This is a genomic window from Xanthomarina arctica, assembly GCF_014638915.1.
Classification (GTDB): Bacteria; Bacteroidota; Bacteroidia; order Flavobacteriales; family Flavobacteriaceae; genus Xanthomarina; species Xanthomarina arctica.
In genome coordinates this window covers 1-24,709 of record NZ_BMFQ01000001.1, presented here as the reverse complement: position 1 = coordinate 24,709, position 24,709 = coordinate 1, and the positions used below count along the sequence as shown (strand labels likewise).

General features: G+C 31.0%; 22 protein-coding genes and 1 tRNA gene. 15 read left to right on the top strand and 8 right to left on the bottom strand.

The genetic code is table 11. The annotated features are described in order from the left end of the window. The first annotated feature begins 43 nt into the window (after window positions 1-43). From IEV77_RS00115 to IEV77_RS00080, 8 genes are all read left to right on the top strand, one after another. Window positions 44-811 carry a hypothetical protein gene (locus tag IEV77_RS00115; RefSeq protein WP_188460652.1) on the top strand — a complete coding sequence of 256 codons (768 nt, stop codon included), beginning with the start codon at window positions 44-46 and terminating at the stop codon, window positions 809-811. Between the two features lie 114 nt (window positions 812-925). Next, window positions 926-3,451, top strand: a complete 2,526-nt coding sequence (topA, locus tag IEV77_RS00110; protein ID WP_188460650.1) for a type I DNA topoisomerase — start codon at window positions 926-928, stop codon at window positions 3,449-3,451. Window positions 3,452-3,478: 27 nt separating this feature from the next. Next, a complete protein-coding gene (locus IEV77_RS00105) occupies window positions 3,479-4,645 on the top strand; it encodes a formimidoylglutamase (RefSeq protein ID WP_188460648.1) in 1,167 nt (388 codons plus the stop codon). A 170-nt stretch (window positions 4,646-4,815) separates the two neighbouring features. Then, window positions 4,816-6,177 carry a T9SS ring complex lipoprotein PorK/GldK gene (gene porK / locus IEV77_RS00100; protein ID WP_444542121.1) on the top strand — a complete coding sequence of 454 codons (1,362 nt, stop codon included), beginning with the start codon at window positions 4,816-4,818 and terminating at the stop codon, window positions 6,175-6,177. A 79-nt stretch (window positions 6,178-6,256) separates the two neighbouring features. Continuing rightward, the gene (gene porL / locus IEV77_RS00095; protein ID WP_188460646.1) at window positions 6,257-6,901 is read left to right on the top strand and encodes a type IX secretion system motor protein PorL/GldL; all 645 of its coding nucleotides are present in this window, start codon (window positions 6,257-6,259) and stop codon (window positions 6,899-6,901) included. Window positions 6,902-6,953: 52 nt separating this feature from the next. Next, window positions 6,954-8,504 (top strand): type IX secretion system motor protein PorM/GldM, encoded by a 1,551-nt coding sequence (gene porM / locus IEV77_RS00090; RefSeq protein ID WP_188460644.1) that lies wholly within the window; start codon window positions 6,954-6,956, stop codon window positions 8,502-8,504. A gap of 49 nt (window positions 8,505-8,553) precedes the next feature. Next, on the top strand, window positions 8,554-9,453 hold the full coding sequence (gene porN / locus IEV77_RS00085; RefSeq protein WP_188460642.1) for a type IX secretion system ring subunit PorN/GldN: 900 nt from the start codon (window positions 8,554-8,556) through the stop codon (window positions 9,451-9,453). 102 nt (window positions 9,454-9,555) lie between these two features. After that, window positions 9,556-10,602 (top strand): NAD(P)/FAD-dependent oxidoreductase, encoded by a 1,047-nt coding sequence (locus tag IEV77_RS00080; RefSeq protein WP_188460640.1) that lies wholly within the window; start codon window positions 9,556-9,558, stop codon window positions 10,600-10,602. On the opposite strand, the gene IEV77_RS00075 is transcribed toward IEV77_RS00080, so the two are convergent. Continuing rightward, window positions 10,583-10,975: a DUF983 domain-containing protein gene (locus IEV77_RS00075; RefSeq protein ID WP_188460638.1), complete on the bottom strand. Its 393-nt coding sequence runs from the start codon at window positions 10,973-10,975 to the stop codon at window positions 10,583-10,585. The genes IEV77_RS00080 and IEV77_RS00075 overlap by 20 nt on opposite strands. 85 nt (window positions 10,976-11,060) lie before the next feature. Here IEV77_RS00075 and IEV77_RS00070 point away from each other — a divergent pair, with 85 nt between their 5' ends. The 3 genes from IEV77_RS00070 (at window position 11,061) to IEV77_RS00060 (ending at window position 14,152) form a co-directional block, all read left to right on the top strand. Then, a complete protein-coding gene (locus IEV77_RS00070) occupies window positions 11,061-12,965 on the top strand; it encodes an ABC-F family ATP-binding cassette domain-containing protein (protein ID WP_188460636.1) in 1,905 nt (634 codons plus the stop codon). A 116-nt stretch (window positions 12,966-13,081) separates the two neighbouring features. Continuing rightward, on the top strand, window positions 13,082-13,903 hold the full coding sequence (locus tag IEV77_RS00065; protein WP_188460634.1) for a Two component regulator three Y domain protein: 822 nt from the start codon (window positions 13,082-13,084) through the stop codon (window positions 13,901-13,903). A gap of 69 nt (window positions 13,904-13,972) precedes the next feature. After that, window positions 13,973-14,152: a CPXCG motif-containing cysteine-rich protein gene (locus IEV77_RS00060; RefSeq protein WP_188460632.1), complete on the top strand. Its 180-nt coding sequence runs from the start codon at window positions 13,973-13,975 to the stop codon at window positions 14,150-14,152. Between the two features lie 82 nt (window positions 14,153-14,234). On the opposite strand, the gene IEV77_RS00055 is transcribed toward IEV77_RS00060, so the two are convergent. Continuing rightward, the gene (locus tag IEV77_RS00055) at window positions 14,235-15,218 is read right to left on the bottom strand and encodes a cadherin repeat domain-containing protein (protein WP_188460630.1); all 984 of its coding nucleotides are present in this window, start codon (window positions 15,216-15,218) and stop codon (window positions 14,235-14,237) included. A 429-nt stretch (window positions 15,219-15,647) separates the two neighbouring features. On the opposite strand from IEV77_RS00055, the gene IEV77_RS00050 reads away from it, so the two are divergent. The 4 genes from IEV77_RS00050 to IEV77_RS00035 all read left to right on the top strand — a co-directional run bounded on the left by IEV77_RS00050 (window position 15,648) and on the right by IEV77_RS00035 (window position 18,280). Then, window positions 15,648-15,720 (top strand) — tRNA-Met (locus tag IEV77_RS00050). A gap of 54 nt (window positions 15,721-15,774) precedes the next feature. Beyond that, complete coding sequence (locus IEV77_RS00045; RefSeq protein WP_188460628.1) at window positions 15,775-17,091, top strand: tyrosine-type recombinase/integrase; 1,317 nt, start codon at window positions 15,775-15,777, stop codon at window positions 17,089-17,091. A 12-nt stretch (window positions 17,092-17,103) separates the two neighbouring features. Further along, window positions 17,104-17,805 carry a hypothetical protein gene (locus IEV77_RS00040; protein WP_188460626.1) on the top strand — a complete coding sequence of 234 codons (702 nt, stop codon included), beginning with the start codon at window positions 17,104-17,106 and terminating at the stop codon, window positions 17,803-17,805. Window positions 17,806-17,842: 37 nt separating this feature from the next. Then, window positions 17,843-18,280: a hypothetical protein gene (locus IEV77_RS00035; RefSeq protein WP_188460624.1), complete on the top strand. Its 438-nt coding sequence runs from the start codon at window positions 17,843-17,845 to the stop codon at window positions 18,278-18,280. 193 nt (window positions 18,281-18,473) lie between these two features. Here the strand turns inward: IEV77_RS00035 and IEV77_RS00030 are convergent, their stop codons facing one another. The 6 genes from IEV77_RS00030 to IEV77_RS00005 all read right to left on the bottom strand — a co-directional run bounded on the left by IEV77_RS00030 (window position 18,474) and on the right by IEV77_RS00005 (window position 24,384). Then, window positions 18,474-18,893 carry a UPF0158 family protein gene (locus tag IEV77_RS00030; RefSeq protein WP_188460622.1) on the bottom strand — a complete coding sequence of 140 codons (420 nt, stop codon included), beginning with the start codon at window positions 18,891-18,893 and terminating at the stop codon, window positions 18,474-18,476. Between the two features lie 107 nt (window positions 18,894-19,000). Further along, complete coding sequence (locus tag IEV77_RS00025; protein ID WP_188460620.1) at window positions 19,001-19,234, bottom strand: hypothetical protein; 234 nt, start codon at window positions 19,232-19,234, stop codon at window positions 19,001-19,003. 141 nt (window positions 19,235-19,375) lie between these two features. Beyond that, window positions 19,376-21,667, bottom strand: coding sequence for a hypothetical protein (locus IEV77_RS00020; RefSeq protein WP_188460618.1), 2,292 nt, complete (start codon window positions 21,665-21,667; stop codon window positions 19,376-19,378). Between the two features lie 163 nt (window positions 21,668-21,830). Next, window positions 21,831-22,631 (bottom strand): DUF6438 domain-containing protein, encoded by an 801-nt coding sequence (locus tag IEV77_RS00015; protein WP_188460616.1) that lies wholly within the window; start codon window positions 22,629-22,631, stop codon window positions 21,831-21,833. A 163-nt stretch (window positions 22,632-22,794) separates the two neighbouring features. Next, window positions 22,795-23,523 (bottom strand): DUF6090 family protein, encoded by a 729-nt coding sequence (locus IEV77_RS00010; protein WP_188463009.1) that lies wholly within the window; start codon window positions 23,521-23,523, stop codon window positions 22,795-22,797. Between the two features lie 87 nt (window positions 23,524-23,610). Then, window positions 23,611-24,384: a DUF6090 family protein gene (locus IEV77_RS00005; RefSeq protein WP_188460614.1), complete on the bottom strand. Its 774-nt coding sequence runs from the start codon at window positions 24,382-24,384 to the stop codon at window positions 23,611-23,613. Window positions 24,385-24,709 lie beyond the last annotated feature (325 nt).

Here is a 24,709-nt window from a genome sequence, read left to right as displayed (position 1 = left end):
TATAAAATTTAATTACTTTTAAACCCTATTAAAAAATTAAATAATGACCTACTTAGAACTAGAAACAAGAATTAGAAATGCAAAACAATTAGATTTCGGAAGCCTTTTTGATAATATTATTGAACTCTTTAAAAAGATCTGGCTAAAAGGGTTTATTACCATTTTGTTAATTATGGCTTCAGCTTTGAGTCTTATGTTTGTTTTTTCAATTATTGGACTTTCTCCTCAAAATGTAACATTACAACAAGCCTTTAGTTTGGAGAATTTCTATAACTCTTATTATTCTAATATTATTTATGGCATCCCGCAAACCATATTAATTGGAACTTTAACAATGGCTTTTTTAGGAGCCTTTTACAGAATGTGCAAACAAGTGGTTTCAGGAGAAGCAGAGACTGATGATTATTTTTATTTCTTCAAAAAAGAATATTTTTCAAAAGTATTTATGTTAGGAATTATTTATTCAGGTATTGCTATTGTTGCGCAGCTTGTATTTATAATTCCGTACATATATGTTTTTATTCCATTGTCGTTTTTTGCTGTGGTTTTAGCACATAATCCAGATTTAGGAGAAATTGAAATTGTTAAAATAAGTTTTAAGCTAGGCAATAAAAAGTGGTTTATTACATTTTTAACCATGTTTGTAGCTGGAATTTTGGGTATGTTAGGAATATTGGCTTGTGGAATTGGACTACTATTTACAATGTCTATTGTTTATTTGCCTGCGTTTTTTATTTATAAGGAAGTGGTTGGGTTTGGCGATTCTATTGAAGATAATGTTCATAATATAGATGATATTTCGGGTTTTTAATGTGCGATTTTTGTCGTCAAAAGCAAAAAAAATCGATAAAAAGCACTTGAATATTTTATTAATTAGGTAGATAAATTTTTTTTCACATACATTTGTAGCCTTAAAAAATCATAAATGGCGAAGAATTTAGTAATTGTTGAGTCACCTGCAAAGGCCAAAACCATAGAGAAATTTCTTGGAAAAGATTTCAAGGTAGAATCTAGTTTTGGGCATATTGCAGACTTACCTTCAAAAGAATTAGGAGTAGATGTAGATGGGGATTTTAAACCAAAATACGAGGTTTCCAAAGATAAAAAAGCAGTTGTAAAGAAACTTAAAGACTTAGCTAAGAAAGCCGAAATGGTTTGGTTAGCAAGTGATGAGGATCGAGAAGGAGAGGCTATTGCATGGCACTTAGCAGAATCTTTAAACTTAGATAAAGAAAAAACAAAACGTATTGTTTTTCACGAGATAACTAAATCGGCTATTCAAAAGGCGATTGAAAATCCAAGAGGAATTGATTACGATTTGGTAGATGCACAACAAGCTCGTCGTGTGTTAGATAGAATAGTAGGTTATGAATTGTCTCCTGTACTTTGGAGAAAAGTAAAAGGAGGTTTGTCCGCTGGACGTGTACAATCTGTTTCTGTAAGATTAATTGTAGAACGCGAGCGCGACATTCAAAACTTTACACCAGAGGCATCTTATAGAGTAGATGCTGAGTTTGCAAACGAAGAAGGTCAGGCCTTTAAAGCGAAGCTGCCAAAGAATTTTGGAGCTAAAAAAGACGCCCAAGCCTTTTTAGAAAAAAATGCAAAAGCAGATTTTAAAGTTGCCGATTTAGAGAAAAAGCCAGCGAAGAAATCGCCAGCAGCACCATTTACAACGTCAACTTTACAGCAAGAAGCCTCTAGAAAATTATATTTCTCAGTAACTAAAACCATGACCTTGGCACAACGTTTATACGAGGCCGGTTTAATTACTTATATGAGAACGGATAGTGTTAACTTATCTGATGAAGCTAGAAAAGGAGCTCAAGCAGAAATTGAAAGTGCTTATGGTTCTAAATTCAGTCAACAAAGAAATCACAAAGGGAAATCTAAAGGCGCACAAGAAGCGCATGAGGCCATCCGTCCTACAGATTTTTCAGTACACTCTGTAGATATTGATAGAGATCAAGCTAGATTATACGATTTAATCTGGAAACGTGCCATTGCTTCTCAAATGAGCGATGCCGAGTTGGAAAGAACCAACGTGAAAATTAGTGCTTCAACTCACAGTGAGATTTTTACTGCAAATGGAGAAGTTATTACGTTCGAAGGCTTCTTAAAAGTCTATTTAGAAGGTACAGATGACGAGGATTCTGAGCAAGAAGGTATGTTGCCAGCTATGAGAACTAACGAGGTGCTTCTTAATAATTATATTACAGCTACAGAGCGTTACACGCGAGCACCATATAGGTATACAGAAGCTTCTTTGGTAAAACAGTTAGAAGAATTAGGTATTGGTAGACCGTCAACATATGCACCAACAATTACAACCATTCAAAACAGAAATTATGTTGAAAAAGGAGCAGTTGATGGCGTAGAACGAAATTATTCGCAATTAACATTAAAAAATGGTTTAGTAAAAGATCAAGAATTAACTGAGAAAGTAGGTTCCGATAAAGGAAAATTAGTTCCTACGGATATTGGAATGATTGTAACTGACTTTTTGGTAAAAAACTTTGATGCTGTTTTAGACTATAACTTCACAGCTAAAGTTGAAGAAGATTTCGATGATATTGCTGAAGGAAAAGTGAATTGGACAACCATGATGAAAAAATTCTATAAAGAATTTCATCCTATTGTAGAAGATGTTCAAGAAAATGCTGATAGAGAATCTGGTGAAAGAATTTTAGGTACAGATCCAAAATCAGGAAAACAAGTAAGTGTTCGTTTAGGTAAATTTGGACCAATGGTTCAAATAGGAACCGTAGATGATGAAGAAAAACCAACCTTTGCCAGTTTATCTCCAGATCAACAACTTAACACCATTTCTTATGAAGAGGCTATGGATTTATTCCAGCTTCCAAAAAATCTAGGAACTTACGAAGGTGAAGAAGTGGAAGTGAATAATGGACGTTTTGGACCTTATGTGAAATTTGGTGCAGCTTATGTGTCCTTGCCAAAAGGCGTTGAGGCTTTAAGTGTAGAGCTTGAAGATGCTATTGTTTTGATAAAAGAAAAGCAAAAAGCTGATGCTCCTATATATATGTATAAGGATTTACCTGTACAAAAAGGAAAAGGACGTTTTGGACCATTTATTAAATGGAATAATACCTTTATAAATGTCAATAAAAAGTATGATTGGGATAATTTATCTGATAATGATATTGTAACTTTGATTGAAGAAAAAATCCAAAAGGATATTGATAAGGTTATTCATAACTGGGAGGAAGATGGAATCAAAGTAGAAAAGGCTCGTTGGGGAAGACATAACGTGTTACAAGGTAAAATAAAAATTGAATTACCTAAAACAGTTGACGTTTCTGAAATGACTTTAGAAGAAGCTAAAGCTTTAATTGAAGAAAAAGCACCAAAGAAAAAAGCGGCTAAAAAGAAGGTTGCTACAAAAAAGAAACCGGTAGCTAAAAAGAAAGCAACGACTAAAAAGAAATAATTACTTTTAAATAATAAGAATTACCTAATGAATTTTAATTTTCTTTCGCCGGTTTCAGATGCAGTTTTAGCTCATAGTGAGTTGTTGTCTCCTCAAACTCTGGGAAAAAAAATCAAAATACATTCCAAGCAACATGGCGTTCCTGAATTAGAGGGTGTGCAAATAGCAATTATTGGCGTTCTCGAAAACAGAAGTGATGTCAATTATATGGGGGAGGAATTTCATTTAGACGAGATTCGAAAGTCACTTTACTCATTGTTTCCTGGAAATTGGCATAAAACAGTTGCGGATTTAGGTGATATTAATAAAGGAGAATCTGTAGAAGATACTTATTTTGCCTTAAAGACGACCATCACTATTTTAGTTCAAAAGAAAATCATACCTGTTATTATTGGAGGAAGTCAAGATTTAACCTATGCTAATTATCGTGCTTACGATGATTTGGCTCCGATGGTTAATATCGTTAATGTAGATTGTAAATTTGATTTAGGAGATTCTGAAAAGCCTATTAAGAACGATAGCTTTGTTGGTAAGATTATTTTAGACCAACCATATAATCTATTTAATTATGCTACTGTAGGCTATCAAACCTATTTTAATTCGCAAGAAGAAATAGATTTAATGGATAAGCTTTATTTTGAATCCTATCGATTAGGGCAAGTTTCACAAGATATCACTATTGTGGAACCAGTAATGAGAGATGCAAACATTGTGAGTATCGATTTAAATTCGGTAAAAGCTTCCGAATTAAGTTCTAGACAAAGAATTTCACCAAACGGCTTAGACGGGAAGGAAATTTGTGCTATTTCAAGATATGCTGGTATAAGTAATAAGGTATCTTCATTGGGAATTTATGAGTATAAACCTTCTAAGGACGATTCAAGTACTTCCATGTTGGTTGCACAAATAATATGGTATTTTATTGAAGGAGTGAATTTTAGAGTTAAAGACGATGATTTTTCAAATGAAAGTAATTACCAGAAATTTATAACTCTAGTGGAAGAGCAGGAACTAGTGTTTTATAAAAGTATAAAAACACAACGCTGGTGGATTGAGATTCCTTTTTTATCAGAAATAAATAATAAATTAAAAAGACATACGTTATTACCTTGCATGCATAAAGACTATTTAGATGCTTGTGATAACAAGGTGCCTGAACGTTGGTATAAGGCCTTGCAAAAGAACTGTGTATAAGGGCAAATGTTAATTAACATGTTTTTCATCGTTAAAACGCACATTTTTTACGATGAAACGTAAATTTTTTTAAAAAAAAGTTGTTTTTTTGAAAATATATAGATATGTTTACGCTCTTAAAAATTTTAAGACACAAAAACGAAATTATTAACCTCGAGTTTTCTATGGATATGAAGAAGTTTATTTTATTAATCGCAGTTTTAGCACTACTTGTAAGTTGTGGCTCTGGAGACAGAGGTCAATTAGTAGGTGTGAAAGGAAAAAAATGGCATCCAGAAAAGCCTTACGGTATGGAATTAGTACCTGGTGGCGCTTTTATAATGGGTAAAGCAGACGATGATCTTGCTGGTATTAACGATGCCCCTTCAAAAACAGTAACTGTTAGAGCATTTTACATGGATGCAACAGAAATTACAAATAGCGAGTATCGCCAATTTGTTAACTGGGTTAGAGATTCAACAATTAGAACGAAATTAGCAATCCTTGCTGATGAGATTGGAGAAACTCCTGGAGATGGTGGTATTGGAGAATATGCTTTTCTAGATTCAGATCCTGAAAACATGACTGTATACGAAAAGTATATGTACGATAACTACAGTGGTTTAGGACCAACAGGTTATGAAGGTCGTAAATTGAATGACAATGTTGAATTGATTTTTGATACTTCAGATTATCCAGACGAATATTATGCTGAGGTTATGGATACCATGTATATTCCTTTAGAGGAATCTTACAATGGACAAAGAACTTGGGATGTAACCAAATTCAAATTTCAATATACTTACATGGATATTGAAAAAGCAGCCAAAAATAGAACTTTAAAAAGAAAAGATGTTATTGTTAAGGAAGAAGTAGAAATTTATCCAGATACCACAACTTGGATTAGAGATTTCGCTTATTCTTATAATGAGCCAATGCACAACGATTATTTCTGGCATGATGCTTATGGAGATTATCCAGTAGTTGGTGTGTCTTGGATTCAAGCAAAAGCATTTTGTCAATGGAGAACATTATATCATAATGCTTCAAGAAAAGAAAGAAAACAACATTTTGTAAATTCTTATAGATTACCATCTGAAGCAGAATGGGAATATGCTGCTAGAGGTGGCTTACAAGCTGCAACTTATCCTTGGGGTGGACCTTACACTAAAAATGATAGAGGATGTTTTATGGCCAACTTCAAACCTTTAAGAGGAGATTATGCGGCAGATCAAGCATTATATACTGTAGAAGCTCAATCCTATGAGCCAAACGATTTCAATCTTTATAATATGGCTGGAAACGTTTCAGAATGGGTAGCGGCATCTTACGATCCTTCTTCATATGAATTTGTATCTACTATCAATCCTAGTGTAAACGTTGCAAGTAACCAAAGAAAAGTTGTTCGTGGTGGTTCTTGGAAAGATGTTAAATACTATTTACAAGTAAGCACAAGAGATTACGAATATGCAGATTCTGCAAGAAGTTACATTGGTTTTAGAACTGTTCAAGATTACATGGGAACAGAAGTTACTAAAAATGCAACCAACTAAAAGAGAATAACAACCACAATAAAAATTAATATTAATCAACTTAAGGAAACTTTAAACTTAACTAAAAAAAACTAAAATTATGGCACAATCAAGAGCATTTAAGAAATTTATGACAATGGCTTACGGATTTGGAGCATCAATCGTAATTGTTGGAGCACTTTTCAAAATTATCCATTTCGAATTAGGACCATTAACGGGTAACGTCATGTTAACTATTGGTCTTGTGGCTGAGGCAATTGTATTTGGTATTTCTGCTTTCGAACCTGTAGATGATGAATTAGATTGGTCTTTAGTATATCCAGAATTATCTGGAGGTGCTTCAATGGGTAAAAATGCACAACAACCTACAGATGCTGATGGGTTATTATCTAAAAAATTAGACAATTTATTAAAAGAAGCTAAAATCGATGCAGAATTAATGACTAGCTTAGGTGATAGCATTAAAAATTTCGAAGGAGCTGCAAAAGGCATCAGCCCAACTGTTGACTCAATTGCTGCTACTAGAAAATATGGCGAAGAATTATCTTTAGCTGCTGCACAAATGGAATCTTTAAATAGTCTTTATAAAGTACAATTAGAAAGTGTTAACCGTCAAGCAACTATTAATGAAGAAGCTGTTGAAAACGCTACTAAATTAAAAGATCAAATGCAGTCTTTAGCATCTAACTTATCATCATTAAATGGTGTTTATGGAGGAATGTTATCTGCAATGAACAAGAGCTAATTAGTTGAGAAACTAAACTTAATTTAACAATTAACAACTAAACTAATTAGAAATGGCAGGAGGAAAATTGTCTGCAAGACAGAAAATGATTAACTTGATGTATTTGGTGTTTATAGCAATGCTAGCACTAAACATGTCAAAAGAAGTGCTTTCGGCATTTGGATTAATGAATGAAAAATTAACCGAATCTAATGAAGCAACGACTTTAAGAAATAGTGCATTTATGCAAGGTTTGGCAGAAAAAGTAGCTGAGCAACCAGCAAAGTACCAACCATTAATGGTGCAAGCTGATCAGATTTCAACTTTATCAAATAACTTTAATACTTATATTCAAACTCTAAAAGGTGAAATGACTGCTACAGTTGATGACCCTAGAGATTATGAAATCATGGATAAAGGAGATTATTTAGATGATAATTTCTTTAAAGGTGATAAAATAAAAGAAGAAGGTCAAGAGTTTTTAAACCAGATTTCAACCTATAGAGATGGTGTTGTTGCTGTGTTAGCTTCAAATCCTGATATGGCTGGTATTTCTGCAGATGTGCAAAAGAAATTTGCAACTGAAGCAGTTACTAATAGAGACGGAAATAAAGTTGACTGGTTGGATTACAACTATAAAGGATTTCCTTTAGTGGCTTCTTTAACTAAAATGACTCAGTTACAAGCGGATGTTAAAACTACAGAATCTGAAGTTTTATCTTCTATGTTAGCGGGTAAATTAAAAGTAGAGGCTTCTTTAACAAACTTTGACGCTATTGTAGTACCAAGTAAAACAGCTTTCTTTTCAGGAGAAAACTTTACTGGAACTATTATCTTAGGTAAAAAAGATAATACGTTACAAGCTGATAAAGTAATAATTAATGGTAAAGAATTACCTGCTGCATCAATGCAAGCTGGTAAAACTGTCTTAGACTTCCCTGCAGGTGCAGTTGGAGAAAGAGAAATTACTGGAGAATTCCAATTTAAAGAAGGAGATTCCATTATTTCTATTCCGGTAAAAAGTTCTTACGCAGTAGTGCCTAAACCGAATTCAGCAACTATTTCTGCTGATAAAATGAATGTAGTATATCGTGGTGTTTCTAACCCGATGACTATTTCTTTTGCAGGTATTTCAGATAATAACGTATCTGCAAGTGCTCCTGGTTTAAGTAAAGGTTCTGGTGTTGGAAAATATAATATCAACCCTGGTACTGGAAGAGAAATTTTAATTAATGTTACCGGTACTTTACCTGATGGTTCTAAAGTAAGCGATAGAGCAACTTTTAGAATTAAAGATATTCCAAAACCTACAGGAACTATTAGTGGACAAGATGGTATTGTAAAATTACCACGTAACTCTGTAGAGATTGCTACTATTGGTGCTATGTTAGACGATTTTGATTTTGAATTACCAATTCAAGTAACGTCGTTTAAATTTAAAGTACCTGGTCAACCATCTGTAGATGTTAATGGAACTAAATTAAACAGTCAAGCTAAAAACGCATTGCGTAAAGCGAAACGTGGAGATAACGTTCAAATATTTGATATCAAAGCTCAAATTAGAGGGAATTCTGGTTACAAGTTAAAAGGAGTTTCAGCTGTTATTGTTGAAATAGCAAACTAATTGACATTATCATCTTAAGTGATAAGCCCTAATTAATAAATTTAAAGAGATGAATTATAAAAGTTTTTTATTAACCGTTTTAAGCATATCGTTTGTATCTGCTTCCTTTTCACAGGCTAACATTTTAAATGCTAAAAACCCTGATGAAATTGGAGTTAGAACCGAAGCTCAAAAAGAAGTGGATGATGACAAGCCATTAGAATATGGTTATGTTGACGATAGAGACATTATGTTTTCTAAAATGACTTGGGAAAGAGTGGTTCTTGATGAACGTGTTAATTTTCCTTTTTACTACCCAGTGGATACAAATAATATTGGTAAGAACAGACGTTCTTTATTCGATGTTCTTTGGAAAAACATAAAGGATGGTAAGCTTGAAAATATTTATGATGATTCTTATTTTACAACCAAACGTACATTAAAAGATATTCAATCTGCTATGTCTAAAGTGGATACTTTGGATATTGGTTACGAACAATTTAATGCAGATGGATATGTAGATCTAGAATATATTATAAAACGTGATATCACCTCTTACGATATTAGTGCTTATTTAATTAAAGGTTTATGGTATTTTGATAAACGTCAAGCAGAATTAAAATTTAGACTTCTTGGAATAGCTCCTGCAGCACCAGATGTTAACTTTATAGATTCTGACGACGAAGCAAACAAAGAGCCAATTGCATTATTTTGGGTATTTTTCCCAGATGCAAGAGAGATTCTGCACGAGGCAAAATCGTTTAACAACGAAAATAGCGCAGTGCCTTTTTCTTTCGATCTCTTGTTGAATTCTAGACGTTATAATGGTTATATTTATAAAGAGGAAAATGTATATGGCGACCGTCAGGTTACAGAATACATCTCTGAAAATGCCTTAATGCAACTTTTAGAATCTGATAGAATTAAAGAAAAAATCAGAAATTTCGAATTAGATATGTGGGCTTACTAGTTAAAACCACTATTTAAATTATAATATTAAAAACGCTCACTTTTAGTGAGCGTTTTTGTATTTATACAAAAACAAGAATCTTTTTATATTACTTTTGTCTTAATGAAACAAGTAGATTATGTTATAGTAGGCTGTGGATTGGCTGGAATAGCCTTTTGTGAGCAATTATTAAGTTCAAATAAAACGTTTGTTGTATTTGATGATCAATCACAACAATCTTCAGTTGTTGCAGGAGGTGTATATAATCCTGTAGTTTTAAAACGATTTACGTCTGTATGGAAAAGTAAGGAGCAATTAGATATTGCCTTGCCAATGTACAGAAATATTGAAGAAAGATTTCAAGTTAAATTAGATTACAAAGTGCCTGTTTATAGACGTTTCACCTCTCTGGAAGAGCAAAACAATTGGTTTGCTGCATCAGATAATCCGTTATTATCCGACCAACTTTCACATAAAATAATTAAAAATAACAATCCAAATATAGATGCTGATTTTGGTTTTGGCGAAGTATTAAACACAGGTAGAATCGATACAAATGTTCTAGTCACTTCTTATAAAGCACATCTAAAAGAAAATAACCAACTTATAGAAACCCCTTTTGATTATAATGAATTAGAGACCTCTGAAAAAGGGATTTCATATAAAGATATTTCAGCAAGACAGATAATTTTTGCTGAAGGATTTGGGTTAAAGCAAAACCCATTTTTTAATTATCTGCCTTTAAAACAATCTAAGGGGGAACTGCTAACTATTTCTGCACCCGACTTAAAAATAGATTATGCTTTAAAATCTAGTGTGTTTGTTATGCCTTTAGGAGGTGATTTATATCATATAGGCGCAACTTATAATTGGAACGATAAAACAAACGTTATTACCAAAGAAGGTAGAGAAGAGCTCTTAAAGAAGCTTAAAACCTTCTTAATTTGCGATTTTGAACTAGTCAATCAAGTTGCCGGAATTAGGCCAACCGTTAAAGATAGAAGACCATTAGTGGGCAAACACCCTAAACACGAAAACATGTTTATTTTAAACGGATTAGGAACTAGAGGTGTCATGATTGGACCATATGTTGCCGAGCAACTCTACCAATTTATTGAAAATAATGAACCTTTAGAAGGTGAAATTGATATTAATCGGTTTGATTTTTAACTGAATCCTTATCGTAATGCATGAAGAGATTGATCCAAATATTTCTGGAAATACGCATAATAATAGGGGCAAAAACAATTAATGCACCAATAATGGCTATAAAACCTGTCATTAAACTACTACCTAAAAATACATGACTAATAATGAATGCTGCAACGGCAAATGCAATACCAACCCCATAACTTACATACATGGAACCATAGAAAAAGGAGGGTTCAATCTGGTATTTAGTGCCACAATGAGAACAAGTTTCGTTCATTCTTATCACATCTTTTAAAACATATGGGTTTCTTGTTGCATACATAGATTCTTGATGACATTTAGGACAAGACCCAGTAAATATGCTATAAAGTTTATTACCTTTTTTTATCATTACTAAAACTATTACTTTTGCGGTTTGTAAGTAATCGCAAAATTAAAACATTATTTAATAACGCTCTGTAACAATAGTAACTAAAATGCTTAACATTCATAATCTTTCTATCTCTTTTCAAGGAGAATATTTATTCGAAGACATTACCTTTAAACTAAGTCCTGGAGATAGAATTGGGTTAATTGGAAAAAATGGTGCTGGAAAATCCACCATGCTAAAAATTCTTTCTAAAGAATTAGAACCAGATACAGGACAAATAGCAGCAGATAAAAATTTAAGTTTTGGATTTTTAAAACAAGATATAGATTTTGTGCTTGGTAGAACTGTTTTAGAGGAATCTTACGAAGCTTTTAAGGAAATTAAAGAACTTGAAGCTAAGATGGAAGAAGTTAACATTCAGTTGGTGGAACGTACGGATTATGAAAGTGAAATTTATCATCAAATAATGGTTGATTTAAATGAATTTCAACATCAATATGAAATTCTTGGAGGTTATAATTACCAAGGTGAAACAGAAAAAATTCTGCAAGGATTAGGTTTTAAACGAGAAGATTTTCAAAAGTTAACCGATACTTTTTCTGGAGGTTGGAGAATGCGAATCGAATTAGCTAAGTTACTTCTTCAGAATAATGATATTTTATTATTGGATGAGCCAACAAACCATTTAGATATTGAATCTATTATTTGGTTAGAAAGTTTTTTGAAAAATTATACTGGAGCTGTTGTTATTGTATCTCACGATAAAATGTTTTTAGATAATGTAACCAATCGTACTATTGAAATTTCATTAGGAAGAATCTACGATTACAACAAACCCTATTCTAAATTTTTAGTGCTTCGTCAAGAGGTTAAAGATCAGCAAATTGCTACTCAAAAGAATCAGCAAAAGCAAATAGAGCAAACTGAAAAATTGATTGAAAAGTTTCGTGCCAAAGCATCAAAAGCGACAATGGCGCAATCCTTAATTAAAAAATTGGATAGAATTGAAAGAATTGAAGTGGATGAAGATGACAATTCTGTGATGAAATTAAACTTTCCAGTTTCAATTGTCCCTGGAAAAGTGGTCATTGAAGCCCATAATATTTCTAAGAGTTACGGCGAAGCTCAAGTTCTAAAAGACATAAGCATAACAATCGAACGCGATTCTAAAACCGCATTTGTTGGGCAAAATGGACAAGGGAAATCGACATTGGCCAAAATTATAGTAGGAGAAATTAAGTATCAAGGCGAATTAAAATTAGGGCATAATGTCCAAATAGGATATTTTGCTCAAAATCAAGCCGATTATTTAGATGGAAATAAAACCGTTCTAGATACCATGATAGATGCTGCTAACGAAAAAAACAGAAGTAAAGTAAGAGATATCCTTGGTTCTTTTTTGTTTAGAGGAGAAGAAGCTGAAAAATATGTAAGAGTACTTTCTGGGGGAGAAAGAAACCGTTTAGCATTAGCTAAAATGTTATTGCAACCTCTTAATGTATTAGTGATGGATGAGCCAACAAACCACTTGGATATAAAATCTAAAAACGTATTAAAAGAAGCCCTTAAAAAATTTGAAGGCACACTTATTTTAGTTTCTCACGATAGAGATTTTCTTCAGTCATTAACTAATAGTGTCTACGAGTTTAAAGATCATAAAATTAAGGAGTATTTAGGTGATATTGATTTTTACCTACAACAACGTAATGTTGAAAATCTACGTGAAGTTGAAAGACGTAATGTGGTAAAAGAAACTCCAAAAGAAAGTAACAAGCAAACATACGAAGATCAGAAAAAGACGAAGTCTCTAAATAATAAGTTGAGCAATTTGGAATCTAAAATCCAGCAACTGGAAAAAGAGATAAAGGAAATGGATGTTGAATTAGCTTCAAACTATGATAAAGCAGTTTCTAATACCAGTTTTTTTGAAGGGTATCAGTCAAAAAAGAAAAAGTTAGAATCCCATATGGCGGAATGGGAAACAGTGCAGGAAGCCTTAGAAAATTTGTAGATTAGACCTATTAGTTTTTGGTTAAATTTCTTAATAAGTGTAGTTCATCGATTAAATTTGTTTATAATCTATAAAACAACTAATATTGTTAGAGATTAATCCCAAATCAAAGACAGATGAAGAATTTTACACTTATTATACTTTGTTTTTTAGTGACTACACTTTCCTTTTCGGAAATTTCTCAAAACGAGAAAGATGCGTTGGTAGCTCTTTATAATTCAACAAATGGATCTAAATGGAGTAATACATGGGATTTAAATCAGCCAGTTGAAAATTGGTACGGAGTTACTGTTAAAAATGATCAAGTAGTTGAAATCAACTTGCATTTCAATAACCTTCAAGGAACATTGCCACAAGAAATTGGGAATTTGGTGAATTTAAGAAGTTTAAATCTTGGATTTAATCAAATAGAAGGGCAATTACCTTTAACTCTTGGGAATTTAAATAATTTAGTTTCCCTAGAATTATTCATGAATAAATTTGAAGGGAATATCCCAACTCAAATTGGAGATTTAAATAATCTAATAGTTTTAAAATTATACAGTAATAGTTTAACTGGAACAATCCCAACTTCTTTAGGAGATTTAGTTAATTTAAAAGAATTACTATTAGGAAGTAACTTTCTTAGTGGAACTATTCCAACACAACTTAGCGAATTAAATAAATTAGAGATATTAAGTTTAATTGATAATAAATTGGTTGGAGAAATCCCATTGGAATTAGGTCAGTTAACGCAATTAAAAGAATTGGTATTGGCTAGTAATGAATTAACAGGAACTGTGCCTTATCAGGTAACAGACCTATCTCATTTAAGTACGTTTATGGTAAGCGACAATAATTTCGACAGAGAATATGTAAGTGTTATTGACGGAGAAGGAAGTATTCCAAACAAACAAATAGAGTTTAATTCTGGAACAGTTATTACAGATAATGATTAAGTATTAATTAATTGAGTAAGAATAAACGAGGCTGTCTGGAAAGACAGTCTTTTTTTATATCTTTATTTCATGGAAGAACACTTTTTTCAATGCCCATATTGTTGGGAGACTATTTCTATGCTTTTGGACAGCTCACAGCCTGAACAAGAATACATTGAGGACTGTGAAGTATGTTGTAATCCGATACAAATTTCGGTTAAATTTGAAGCACAAGAACTTGAAAGTTTTCGAGTAGAAATTCTGGAGTAATAGAATATAAAAAAACCTTGCTTCATCTTATACAATAGATAGAAACAAGGTTTTAGGCTTTCATTAAAAAGATTCTATTAACTTACCATTGTTTTTGAGTACTACTTAAGCCTTGGTATAATACTTTCCTGTTTTCATGTAAAAGCGTCAAACCAGAATAAGCATCATCAAATTTTAAATAAACATCACCTTCATTTTCAGGTGTTTCTACAAGTCCAATTACACTTCCTGAAGGCTTATAAAAAGCAAGATAGCCTATATCTGTAGTCATGGTATTACTTCCTTTTAAAACAAAATAAAGATCTTCTTCTGTTCCGGAGTGCGTTGGTAAAGTATTTCCCAAATCTGTATAACCATCAGAATAGCTTGTACTTGATACCTTAACTTTGGTCGTACTATTATTTATTACGGACTTTGCGTGGTATTTTAAGGCGAATACATAACTGTTATTGGCTAAATTAGCAGTTGTAACGTTTGCTACTGTCCACTCAGTACTATTAGAAATGGAGATAGGAGTTCCTGGGTTATATGCGGCATCTGTAGTTCCTGCTTTAGAAACTTCATTTAGTTTCGTGGCTAAAGCATTGTATTCTGCGGCAGTAATAATAATCCAATCGCCATTGGTTGCTGCTAGATAATCAGCTTCAGATGTAGTTAATAAGGAAGCAATATCATCAAGATCATTTAAGTTTACAGTTGCTGTAACACTTGTAGTTCCATTAGAAGTTATAATAGAAATTGTGGCGATAATTACAGGATAGGTTTCAAAATCGAATACTGCCGCATTTGATACTTTTAATTCTCCTGTGGTTGTATTAATACTCATAGCACCAGATGGTGTTTGCGAGGTAATAGAAAAATTCAGGGTATTGTCACTTGCTGCTTGTATGGCACCAATACTTGCTCCGGGCACTGGGTTTTCATCAAAATCCTTTGTGAAGTTAACTGCGTTAATACCATTGTCTTCTCCGGGATTCGGACTAGAGTCATCATCGCTACTACATGAGAATACGGCTAATAATAAGATTAAAACGAGATGTTTTGAAATTTTGAATATTGTTTTCATATATATATTGTTTTTAAATGTTTAACCTTTAATGTAGAATAATCGAAAAGGGTTAACATTTGAAAATGATTTAATTTCTTCAAGGCAATTAACTAAATAAAATAATTCTGATTTTATGAATTGAGGTGCTCGGTGAGAAAATTTATAATTGGATTTTTTAGAGTTGCTGCCTATGCTCTATCTTTCTTGTAATAATTTGAGTTTGAAAAGGTTTAGAGGACCGGAATTGTTGAAGTTCCATTCAGATTACAGGTGTGTTTTTGAAATTAGAAAAGAAAGAGTATAGTTTAAAAAGCAGCGAATAATAAATTTATTAAAAAACTACTTGTTATATCTAAAAAGCATTGTATCTTTGCAGTCCTAAAAAGATTGAGTCGGCATTATGAACCGAAAGTTAAAAGCTAAGAAAATCATTTTTTGAATACACATCGCGGGATAGAGCAGTAGGTAGCTCGTCGGGCTCATAACCCGAAGGTCACTGGTTCGAGTCCAGTTCCCGCTACTAAATTGAATCACTTCAAAAACAACGGTTTGGCTTTCGCTAAACCGTTTTTTTATGCATACGATTTTTCATTATCTTGCGCAAGAATTGCAAAATGAATACGAAAGTGAATACGATTTAATTTTGAAAAAAAATTTTTCTGCCCCAAAAATCTACTCTGCCAATGGCGACTTAAATAAGCGTTGGTATATCTATTTTTCCTATCGAGAACCAGATTCTGGTAAACTTAAAAGGCAAACTCCCATTTATTCTAATGCTAATAAATTTAAAACAAAAGAAGATAGACTTTCTGTTTTGGTAACTTATCGAAAGGCATTGCTCCAACTTCTTAAAAAAGGGTATAGTCCTTATGAAAATAATGAAGAGCTTCATGAAAATCTTATCCAAACCAACAAAGAGCTTTCTGTTATAAAGAATGAAAAGCAATCAATTAAAAGTTCTAGCGTAGAAGTGAAAGTAGAGGAGCCAGTTATGACTTATAAGGAAGCTTTCACTTTTGGTTTAAAACAAAAAGAGAAGCTTATAAATGCGACCACTAAAAGAAGTTTTGAAAACAGAATAAAGAACTTTTCAAAATGGATTGAGGAAACCCATCCCAACATTGTGGGAATAGATGAAATCAATAAAAAAGTGATTTCACAGTTTCTAAGTGATGTATTGTCGAGAACCAGTCCGAGAAATAGAAACAACTTCCGAACAGATTTAAGCAGTATCATGCAAGTGCTCTTTGATAACGATATAATAAAGTCTAACATCATTAAACAAATTCCCGTTTTAAAGGCCATTCCCAAAAGGAATAAAACCTATACCCAAGATAAGCAAGAAGAAATATTCAAATATTTAGAAAAGGAGGATACAAACCTATTGCTATTCATTAAATTCATTTCCTATAATTTTTTAAGACCTATTGAAGTGTGTAGGTTAAAGGTTGGGGATATTGACCTAAAAACCAAAACGATTAAGTTCAAGGCAAAGAACAGTCCAATGAAGACTAAAATAATTCCAGATTTACTAATAAAGGAATTGCCCGACCTAACGAAGTTGAAGAAAGAATTTTCACTTTTTACACCCAATGAAATAGGAGGGGAATGGGATACGGCATTAGAGAACAAAAGAGATTACTATTCCAAACGATTTAAGCGTGTTGTAAAAGATAAGTTTAATCTTGGTATAGATTATGGTTTATATAGCTTCAGGCACACTTATATTACCAAATTATACAGACATTTGGTAAAGGAATCCTCACCATTTGAAGCAAAAAGCAAGTTGATGCTAATTACGGGGCATTCTTCTATGTCAGCTTTGGAAAAATACTTGCGAGATATTGATGCCGAGTTGCCAGAAGATTACTCACATATGTTAGGCTCTTAAATAGAAATAACAATGAAGGAAACATTAGATCAGATATATGATGAAATAGCCAAACGGTTGTATATACCTATGATATTCTATATTCCAAGAAGAATTTGGAACCAGTTCGATAAAGAGAAGTGGGAAGATAAGATTTTTGATAACGTATTTGATAAGGTTGTTATAGTCAAGCCAGATGGATCTGATATTTTGTTGGAAGATGCACCTTCATATTTTCATTTATTGATTAAAAAGGAGCGTTTAGATAAGAGCACTTTTAAACTACTAAACCTTCAACCAGATTTAGAAGAAAAACAGTTCAACTTTCTATTGAACAAATATTGCCTTCAATTAGATTTCTTTAGAAGAGTTTCGAAATGGATGGTTGAAAATATTCAGCAAGATGTTAAAGAAATAAATAATGAGATTTTGATGTCTTTTGAGTTACAACAAACAACTTTTGAAGAACATTGGCAATATATTCAAGAGAACTTTGTAGATGCACCAAAAATTAAAGAAATAAAGGCTGATTCTATTTTAAGCACCAAAGATTTTGAATCCTTTCAGGACTTAATGAAGCCAACTGGAATTTTGTCAAGGACAATAGATGTAGAAGTTAAGAACGAGAAAGTAGTCTTAAAACCCAAGAGATCAAAAAAGGAAAAGAAAATATTGGTTACCGAAGAAGAAGCTACAGACTTTCTTTTGAAAACTGTGTTTAATATGAAATTATAATATTTAACGTAAATATTACGTAACATTAACGCTAAAAATGCAAAAATCCTACAATTACACTTGTTTTTATTGTCAGATAGAATATAAACCAACCAAAAGGGGTAGACAAAAATTTTGTTCTACGTCATGTAGAGTTGCAAATTTTAATGCCAATAAAAAATTAAAACAATTACCTGCAACTGAAAAAACTCCAAAAGAAATAGTGCCTGAAAAAAAATATGATGCACCAAAAGTAAATATGGCAGACATAACTAATGCTGCTTTAGGTAATGTTGCATCTAATCTTTTAATAAACATGTTTACTCCTAAAAATCAAAAAGCAGCCACAAAACAAGATTTAGCTGACTTTAAAGCTCATTATAATGGAGGAAGATTTAGACCTGTTTTAAATTGTCCTCCTAATGAACTTGGTCAAACAGCATATTTTGATTTAGAAAAAAATGAAGTGATATTTAGTTATCAGAAATTATATTAATTTTTTCAAAAGCCAGAAATAATCACAAAAATTTTATTAAAAATAAGTATTTCAAAAAAAAACATTGAAATAGATACTTTAGGTTTAAATTTAAAAGAATTTTTAAAAGAGTGTTTTCGATTTAGGTTGTTTAAAATTCAAAAAAAAAAATCGAAAAATAACACAAGCTTTTTTTGCTAGAAGTTTTTGTTTTCTAATCGTCTAATCTGTTTTTGACAATTTTTTCGAGTTCATTTTTTTTAAATTCAAACCATGATTTTCGATAATCAGAGTTTTCAATGGAATACTTGAAATTTTGGAATGGGTTTTGGTTATGTAAAACTTTTTCTAATTGATATTTTAATTGCTTTTCGGATATTTGATCGACAAATAGTTCCATGATTTTAAATGATTCAAAACTTTCCAAAACTCCAATTTTTATATAATCATCTTTATTTTTAGTTACCTTTTTCAAATCAACTTTAAAGGTTTCTAGAAATTCTTCTTCATCGGAAAAGTTAGAGAAATTTGGAATAGTCACAATTTCATCGGTTTTAGAATTGTAATAACTGTCAAATCCGCAATCTAGATTGCTTGCAATCTCTTTAATTATTTGGGACATGGAATCTTCCATTTTAGAACAATTTTTTCATTAAATGTTATATCTATAAATGTAGTAAATCCATTTAAATAAAGGAAATCAGTTTATTTTAATATTGAGTCCAATTTGAATTTACTTAATTACTTATCTACATTAATCTCTAAGTCAATATGTTTTTCTTTTTTCCATTCTGGAAAACTATCTCTGAAGTGCATATGACAATTCTCATTATTTTCGATATGATTTTTAATCTTCTCAAAAAAATCACATAATTTTAAAATGTCATCTTTCGATGAAAATATAATTCCTGATTTTCCTTGATTAGGAAAAAATCTGTTATCATCAGAGTGAGATTTTGAAAGATATAATTTCATTTCATTATGTGTTTTACAACGTTGTTGTATATGGTTTGTTGCGTGGTTTAAGTAACTAATTTAGTAAATAATTACCAACCAAGAAAGTCCGCGAGGACTTTCGTAAGTAGGCGAGAAGCCAGCAATAAATTATATACGGTGTTACCTGCAGTTATTATCTTCAAATGGTGTTATTTCGTTAATATCTGTAGGAATTCCTTGTTCTTTATATCTATTTTCGATATTTATTTGAACTACATCAACATCTTTTTTCCAAATAATCAATGATAAGAATGCAATTGTAACTCTTACATTAACTTCTATATCTCTCGGATTTGTCAATTCTTTCCATTTTTCTTTTAACTCTTCACTTTCTAATTCAACAACAGAAGTATATAATTTCAGTTTATCATCTATTAATTTCAATTCAAATTTTTCCTTTTCTTCTTCGCTTAAATCTCTATGTTCAATACTTGGTAAATCTTTTGTTTTGAGTATGAATAATGTGTTACGAATTTGGTTCTGTGTAGAAGGGATATTTGTCAGTATTGTTTTGTATTTGCTTAATTTATTTGATAACTCATCGTTTATGTTAACTCCTACAATAGTATAATCATTAATATTTATGTTAAGTTTCTCAATACCAGAAATTATATTGTCCGAATTTAATAAGTATCTTCTTGTTCTTGCTATTAAAAAGGAGTTTGGAATATACCTCTTAATATTACCATTAGATATTTGACTTGCTAATACTGTGTCAAAATTTAAGTTTGGTATATCTTTATCTGTAAACGCTGATTTGGAAAATAACGTGTTTATTCCAGCTACAGTTAATTTTAAGTCCGATTTTTTTGATTTTTTATCGATTGGAATAAATATATTATCATATAATTTGAAAGCATTATTTATTATATTTTTCGTTTTTTCATTGAAGTCTTTTATCTTTTCTTTCGAAAGTGGTGCATTTAGTTTTTCAGCTCCAATTTTTTCAATTATATTTTCTTTTAGTTTGTAAACAAAATCAAACATTTCAGTTTTTTTTGTTTTTACAATGTCCGAAAAATTTGTTTCTGACAATAATTCGTGGTTTTGGGTAACATCCTCTAAGCATTTTTCAAAATAAGATAAACCGTCATACCAATTGTTTAATTCTAAAATATTCTCTGGTAATTCAGGAAGTGATGTGAAATTTTGATAAGTAAGATGCTTATTTCGTGAAAATTGTCTAATAAATAGTAAAACAATATAACTAGATATCCTATATGTAATTTTACCACTATTTCCATAATTATCTAATTCTGGGAAATAGTATTTAATATCAACAGGTTTATCTCTTTTAAATTCATTCCTAAATTCTTCAAACCAATAAAAAATATCGGTCATTGTTTCAGGTAATAACTCATAGCTTGGAGGTACAGATTGCGTGTAATTTAAAATATAATCTATTGTTTTATATAACTTTTTATGAAGTAATAAACCTCCTAATGCATAATGAAATTCTAAAAACACTAGTCTTTCTTTTCTGCGTTTTTCTACTTCATCTTTGTTTTTTGTTATTAACTCTTCTTGTGCATTCCACTCATAATCTTCCAATATTGGTCTTAATCTATGAGAGAGATATTGATGAGCAGTACTCCAATGACTTCGTATGTACTTTTCTTTTTTACTAATTGTAATAATATTTCGCCATAACCAATTATATGTCTTTTCTGATATTGGAATTTCATCAAAACTTTCTCCTAATATCCACCAACTACTAACAGCTCTATGCTCTAAAACTGGTATTTGCACGTTATCTTTTCTGACTACAGAAGAACATAAATCATAAACAAATTCATATAATTCATTTGGGTATTCTAATCCTTGTATTTCATTATTATAGTTTGTTCTATTTTTTTTAAACTCAAAATAATAAAAATCGACTAATGTTTTTTGAAGATGTTTATCGGGATTATTTGAATTATTTAGTGCAAAAAAAGAAAATTCATTAATTGTTTTTAAATGATATTTTTTTTGAATGTCATCATCATTTTTGAATTTGTTGTATTTAGCTATTATTTTTTTTAATAGAGTAGTCGGTTTTCCATTGAAAAGCATAACCTTATCAAGCCAAATGAAGAATTGAATAGTTAAAATTATCGTAGATAGTAATATTAGAATCTCAGCAGAATTGCCAATTAAGTTGTCAATTATAGAAATATTTGTTTTGAATAAAGGAGGTAAGTCAAGAATTAAAAAAATGAATAAAAAAATATTAAAATAGAGAGTGAATTTAAATGTGGAAATATCTAAATATTTAAGCCTCCTTTGTGGATATTCTTTATTAAATAATTCAGAAAGATAATTGGAGTTATATTTATCTCCTATGTTCGAGATTTTGTCTACAATTATAGGATAAGCTATACCTAATATTGCGATGTCTATTGCTACGCAAATTTCAATTATGTATTTCATTATTTCATAGGTTCGTTCTAATTGCAGGTAACGGTTTTGTATATGAAAAGTGCGTGCTTGTGTCAGAGGATTTTCGGAACGAAAATCGGATGAAAGCAAGTACGCACTTTCCTTTGGTTTAGCACTAAACTACGCATTTTTTTATATACAGTGTTGCCAGTAGTTATTTTTCAAATTCAAATTCATCTGTTGTTTTCGTTAATATGGATTTTTGGTCGATAGTCTGTAAAAATGAAATAAGTTCGTCAAGTAGAGGAGGAGAAATCATTGCCTTATAATATTTTCGAATGCCGTTATGATAAACAACGAAAGTTTTTATAGAACCATCACAACAAAAGTTAGCGTTTTTATCTGTGTCTTTATAGGTTGTAATTCTTGACTTAATGATTAAATCTATTAATTTGTTGTACTCTTCTTCTGTTAATTCTCCAATGTAGCTTCCTGAACGTTCTTTGTCTTTTCTTTTGGAGTTTTCTACGTAATAGTCTCCAGTTAATTTAAGCTTTCTGTTTGATGAAATTTCCAAGTCAACAATAGGACAAGTACCAAAACAGGATGAAGAGTGGAAAATCAGTTTCTCAAACTTAAAAGATTTGTCGATAATTTGCTTTTGGTTGATAAAAGTTATTGGTTCTTCCTTTTTAAAGAAATCAATTGAGAGCTTTGAAATCGGTTGAATTGTAAGTGAGTTTATATTAACATCAATTAGTTTTAACTCAAATCTATTTTGAATATTATTGTCTGATGAATTATGCCAAGGTTTAAAAATTAATGTATCTGACTTTATTTTTAATAGAAAATAGTCATATTTAGTTTCACTCATAATACCATTGAATGAATCAAGTGTATCTATAATAGAAATAGCTTCATTTTGCTCAGAAATCCATTTACCTTTAAGTTCTTCTATTTGGCTAAAACTTAAATTAAAAGTAAGGATTAAAATTAGGAGCAAGAGTTTTTTCATAATTACTGGCAACGTGTTCGTGTATGGTTAGTTGCGTTGGCTAGCAACTAAATTAGTAAAAGAAAACGAACCAGAAGAAAATCCGCAGGATTTTCCGAGTACACACAGAACAAGCGATTGATTATACACGTTGTTGTGCTTTCGTTATTTTTTATAAATTAATTCAATCATTTTCTATTTCCCAATTATTTAAAAACTCAATCATTGCATTTGTTTTTTCTAATAAATCTTCTTTAGCCCAAAGAAGAATATTATCCATTAACAATTTTCCAGATAATTTTGAGAGCATTGTGTCAAGAAATAAATTGTCATCCTTATTTTTCCAATACTTTTCCAAGAGTGGGCCCTTAATTACTGAAGATTTCATCATAGGATTAGGATTCTCACTTTGCATCACAATTCCTTGACCATATTGTGAATCTAAAAATATTGAAATATTTTGATCCATAACTTTTAATAATTTCAGTTGCTCTGAATTATGACTCAAAATTTTAGACTTTAGGTTTTCATTAAAGTAATCCATATTTCCTGTGCTTAACAAGGAAACTATTGTATTTCTATTTATTTCATTACTGGGATCAAAGAAAGGTAGGTATTCATATCTTGCTATGTGCTTTAATGTGTCGATGGTTGCATTAGGACTTGACAATCTTATTTTGAAATTAGTAAGCATATCAAAGTCCAATTGAATTCCTTGAATATCCATTTTTAATTGAATTGTATCTTTTTTTAAGTCATTTTTAAGAGAAGTTATTGATATTTTTATCGATTGATTATGTTTTCGATTTTCATTCCAATTATTAATACTTAATGCGATTAAAATTCCAACTACCACAAGTATTATTTCTCCAAAAGCATATTTTAAATACTTTCTAGTTTTATTTTTCTCCATAAGGTCGTAACGTATTTTTCTAAAGAATTTTATCATATTTATTTCCGAGTAAGCGGGAATCCTTTTGGTTAGCGGTTTGTGCTTTCGTTATTTGTTTTTTATTAATTCTGAATCAATTAATTTAATTAATTTTTCGGTCATAAAGATCATATTCTTATATTCAGTAATAAGCTTTTCATTATTAAAGATGGAAAGTACAAAGCCATTTTTAAATGTTTGGTTTTTTAATAATAATTCAATCTTTTCTTTAGAGAGTTCTGTTCTTACACCATCTGTTCCGTTCGATACTTGAAAAGTATAGTTTGAAATATCAGATTCAAGGTCTGTTGTACTGAAATATATGGGGTAAATGTAGTTTTCAAAATCATATTGCATATGAGTTTCTAAAAAGGTTATTTGCTTGTAACCCAATTGTGAATTTATGAGTATATCCTTAATTGAATCATTGGATATAATAGCAAGGTTTCCAGAGTTTATTAGTTCTTGATACGTATTATCATTCTTTTTGAAAGGATACCAAATTTGTACATTTAAACTATTAAAATTAAATTTATCTGGGGTGACTTCTTTTTTATTATTAAAAAACTCTAGCATATTTTCAGCAGAACTGACAGATGTTTCCCTGGTTGTGATATAAGTTTTGAGTTCGATTAAATTAAGATTTATATCAGATTTAATTCCTGATAAATAGTTAAGCTCCTTTGCTCTAGTTTTTTGTTTTTCGTTATTATTATTTATTGCTAATGCAATTAAAATTCCAATAACCACAAGTACAATTTCTCCAATTGCATAGAATAAATACTTACCTACTTTGTTGTCCCTAATCATATTTTGTCTAATTTTTCTAAAGAATTTTATCATTGATTAGCGGTTTCTGGTAATGAAGCACAACGTCTAGTATATGAAACGTAGCGTGTAAAAAGACGCTATCGTTTCGGATTATACACGAGCCGAATTTTTAAATTTTTCTTTTTATCTTTATTTTACTAAAAGCCAAATTTAAAAGTTTGGCGGTCTTCGCAAATACACAGAAACCTTTGATAAAGACTATAATAGCTATGTTTTATATACTTCTTAAGTTAGCATTTTAATAAAAACACTAAATTAAGGCATATAAATTAGAAAGCACAAAAGAGAGGAATAAGGTTAATATATACGCAGAGACTATAGATCTCGTCAACATTGT